Here is a 4,070-nt window from a genome sequence, read left to right as displayed (position 1 = left end):
AGCCGAGGGCGCAAACTGCTGCTGGCCAAAGGCGGCCGCCACGGGGCCAAACTGCATGTGGCTGGCAATGCCGCCAAAGTTGCCAAAGGCGGCGGTGGGCGGAATGAAGAACACCGGCACATCGCCCTTGGCCACTGCACGCGCGCCTTCCGGCATAAAGGCGGTGGGATCATCGGCCATGCCCGGCCGCGCTGCCCAACTGGCGGCATCCCCATAATCATAAGGCGCGCCGGCGGTTGCCGCTTCAAATGCGCCGCCCGGCACCAGTGCGGCGCTGAGCAGACGGTTGCCGGCCAGCCGCCAGGCAAAGGCGGCAAGAATGACCAGGATGATGGTGATCGCCACCAGCCACAGGAACAGGCGCGGCAGGCGCGCGGTGCGTTCGACGCGCGCCGGCTTGGCCGTTGATGCGGTCGCATTCGCATCGGGCACGATTTCAGGCACCGGTTCAGATGGGGGTTCGGACAAAGCTCAGCCTCGTGATGACAATGCGCGGTGACTAGCAGCCGTCGCACTGCACTGCGAAGAAAAACATGGACCTCCGTGTCGAAACGCTTGAACTTTCTGTAACGCGGGGCATAAAGTCGCACCCATGACGAGCATCCTCTGCGTTGAAGACGACGCCACCATGGCCGAACATGTCGCGCAGGGCCTGCGGGAAGCCGGCTATCACGTTGATATCGCGGGCACCGGAACCTTGGGGCTCGAACTGGCCATGGCCGGGCACTACGCCGCCATCGTGCTCGATCGCATGCTGCCCGAACTTGATGGCCTCACCGTGCTGTCCCGCCTGCGCGAAGCCGGCAACCGCACGCCAGTGCTGGTGCTTTCCGCGCTGGCCAGCCTGGATGAACGGGTGAAGGGCCTGCGCGCCGGGTCCGACGATTATCTCACCAAGCCGTTCGAGCTGGCTGAACTTCTGGCCCGCCTGGAAGCCGTGCAGCGCCGCGCCCTGCCGTCGGGCGAGATCACACGGCTGGTGGAAGGCGAACTGGAACTTGATCTGCTGGCCCGCCGTGTCACCTGGGCCGGCAAGCGCATCGATCTGCAGCCGCGCGAATTCCGCCTGCTGGAATATCTGGTGCGCCACCGCGGCCAGGTCGTCACCCGTTCCATGCTGCTGGAAGGCGTGTGGGATTATCATTTCGATCCCGGCACCAACGTCATCGATGTGCACGTCAGCCGCCTGCGCAAGAAGCTGGATGAAGGCGGCGCCGGCAATATCGTGCAAACCGTGCGCGGCACCGGCTATCGCGTTGGCGGCGAAACGGTCACGGCCTGACAGAGCGGTTGCCGATCAGCTTGGGTTATCGGCACGGAGGCAAATTTGGTGCACGGCAAGAAGCGAGGCGGGCGCGATGTCTCTGGCATCGCAACCAACGCGCCACGCAGCCGTGTGCCAAATTCGCCCCGCCCCGAAGGGGTCGCCCCACTTGGGGCGATGACGATGGCGCAAGCTGATCGGGAACCGATCTAATGCCCCGCGCGGGGCTGTCCTGGTGGAAACCGTCGGGCTTCCGGCTGCTGCTGAGCGGCCTGATGCCGCGCACCACGACGGCGCGGATCAGCCTGATGCTGTTCATGGTCATCCTGGCCGGATCGGCGCTGCTGCTGATCCTGCTGGAACGCGCCACCCAGAACCAGCTCGATCGCGAAGCCCAGACCCGCATTGACGCCATTGCCGATGCCACGATGCTGGCCTGGCGCCGCAATGGCATCGAAGCCGCGGTGACCATTCTTGATGGCGAATTGCAGGTGCCGGGGCCGCTGGTGATCCACCTTGCGGCAAGCGATGGCAGCCTGCTGCTCGGCAATGTGGCGCGCTGGCCAGCCGATGTGCCCGCTGATGGCCGTTATTACCGCGTGTCGGCGATGCATGCCGAACAGGGGGATACAGCGCCTTACATGGTGACAGGGCGGGCCATGCCGGAACGCTATCGCCTGCTGGTCGGCCGCAGCCTCGCCGCCGAAGCCCAGTTGCAGGCCACGCTCACCACGCTGCTAGCCATCGCCTTGCCGCTGGCGGCGCTGCTGGCCTGGCTCACCAGCAAGCTGGTGGTCTCCATCATCACCGATCGGGCGCGTGGCATTGCCGACGTTGTGGGCGAGGTCACCGCCGGCAAACTCCATGCCCGGGTCGATCTCCCGCCCGGCCCGCCGGCCGATGCCTTTGATTCGATGGGCCAGGCCTTCAATGTCATGCTGGCGCGGGTGGAATCGGTGCTGGATGAACTGCGCGCCGTCACCGATGGGCTGGCGCATGATCTGCGCTCTCCGCTCACCCGGCTGAAAGCCCGCATCGACAAGCTGCAACAGGGCAGCGTGATCGATGCCGCCGATCTGGAAGCGGTGTCGGCCGAAGCGGAATCGCTGCTCGGCATGCTCGATACCAGCCTGGAAATCACCCGCGCCGAAGCCGGCATCGGCCGCGACCGCTTTGAAGCGGTAGACCTGTCACAGATGGTGGCCGATCTGGCCGACATGTATGGGCCGCTGGCCGAAGATGCCGGCGTCGAACTGGCCGTGCAACCCGGCCTGACCCGGGTGACGGCGCTGGCCCATCGCCAATTGCTGGGCCGGGCGCTGGCCAATCTGATCGACAATGCCCTGCGCTATGGCGCGGCCGGCAAGCGCATCGAACTTGCCGCCGAGCGCACCGATGGCGGCGCCCGGCTGGTGGTGGGCGATCACGGCCCCGGCATTCCCACGGCCCAGCGGCGCGAGGCCCTGCGCCGCTTTGGCCGGCTGGATGCAGCGCGCGGCCGGCAGGGTCAGCGGCTGCAGGGGGCCGGCCTTGGCCTGTCACTCGCCGCCGCCGTCGCCCGCCTGCACGGCGGCACCCTCACCCTGGCAGATAACAAGCCCGGCCTGCGGGTGGCGATCGATCTGCCCAGCGTGCCGGCGGCGGAATAGCGGGTCAGCCCGCCACCACCAGCCCATGCCGCTTCTTGCCGGCGCTCACTTTCTGCCCCGGCGCCACCAGCGCCGCATCGCTGCCCGCCGCTTCACCATCAATCCGCGCACCGCCCTGCGCCACCAGCTTGCGCGCCTCGTTCTTCGACGCGGCAAAGCCCAGGCCGATCAGCGCATCCACGATGGTCACCGGAGCGGCCACCGCAAACTGCGGCAACTCCTCACCCGCGCCGCCGCCGGCAAAGGTGGTGCGCGCCGTTTCCGCGGCAGCCTCGGCCGCCTCCCGGCCCCGGCACAGCGCGGTGGCTTCGGTGGCCAGCACCTCCTTGGCGGTGTTGATCTCCGCGCCTTCCAGCGCCTCCAGCCGGGCAATCTCGTCCAGCGGCAGATCAGTGAACAGCCGCAGGAACTTGCCCACATCGGCATCGTGCGTGTTGCGCCAGAACTGCCAGTAATCGAAATGCGGCAACTGATCCTCGTGCAGCCACACCGCGCCCTTGGCCGTCTTGCCCATCTTGGCGCCATCGGCCCGCGTGATCAGCGGCGTCGTCAGGCCAAACGCGTCCTTCGCATCCACCCGGCGGATGAGATCGGTGCCGTTGACGATATTGCCCCACTGGTCACTGCCGCCCATCTGCAGCGTGCAGCCAAAGCGCCGGTTCAGTTCCAGATAGTCATAGGCCTGGAAAATCATGTAGTTGAACTCGATGAAGCTCAGCGGCTGCTCCCGCTCCAGCCGCAACCGCACGCTGTCAAACGTCAACATCCGGTTGATCGAGAAATGCCGGCCATAATCGCGCAAGAACGGCACCAGCTGCAGCCGCGACAGCCAATCATCATTGTTGACCATCACCGCATCGGTCGGCCCATCGCCAAAGCGCAAAAACCGCTCGAAAATCCGCTTGATGCTGGCCAGATTGGTATTGATCTGCTCATCCCCCAGCAACTGCCGCGCCTCATCCTTGCCCGACGGATCACCAATCTTGGTCGTCCCGCCCCCCATCAGCACGATCGGCTTGTGCCCCGATTGCTGCAAATGGCGCAGCATCATGATCGAAACCAGATTGCCGATGTGCAAACTGGGCGCCGTGCAATCAAAGCCGACATAGGCCGTGATCGCCCCCTTGCCCGCCGCGCCATCCAGCGCCGCCGCATCG

At 66.1% G+C, this 4,070-nt stretch carries 3 protein-coding genes and 1 pseudogene; 2 read left to right on the top strand and 2 right to left on the bottom strand.

Translation table 11 applies throughout. The features are described 5' to 3' along the window. Nucleotides 1–432 (bottom strand): annotated as a pseudogene (locus tag RT662_RS00490) (hypothetical protein); the annotation flags it as partial. A gap of 160 nt (nucleotides 433–592) precedes the next feature. Here RT662_RS00490 and RT662_RS00485 point away from each other — a divergent pair. Both RT662_RS00485 and RT662_RS00480 read left to right on the top strand, forming a co-directional pair. Continuing rightward, on the top strand, nucleotides 593–1,282 hold the full coding sequence (locus RT662_RS00485) for a response regulator transcription factor (RefSeq protein WP_313668217.1): 690 nt from the start codon (nucleotides 593–595) through the stop codon (nucleotides 1,280–1,282). Between the two features lie 194 nt (nucleotides 1,283–1,476). After that, complete coding sequence (locus RT662_RS00480) at nucleotides 1,477–2,913, top strand: ATP-binding protein (RefSeq protein ID WP_313668215.1); 1,437 nt, start codon at nucleotides 1,477–1,479, stop codon at nucleotides 2,911–2,913. A gap of 4 nt (nucleotides 2,914–2,917) precedes the next feature. Here RT662_RS00480 and tyrS read toward each other — a convergent pair. After that, nucleotides 2,918–4,070, bottom strand: a 1,153-nt coding sequence (tyrS, locus tag RT662_RS00475) for a tyrosine--tRNA ligase (RefSeq protein WP_313668213.1), incomplete at its 5' end; no start/stop codon positions are given.

The organism is Sandarakinorhabdus sp., assembly GCF_032115815.1.
Classification (GTDB): Bacteria; Pseudomonadota; Alphaproteobacteria; order Sphingomonadales; family Sphingomonadaceae; genus Sandarakinorhabdus.
Note: the sequence above shows the minus strand (reverse complement) of the source record. Positions and strands in the feature narration are given on the sequence as shown.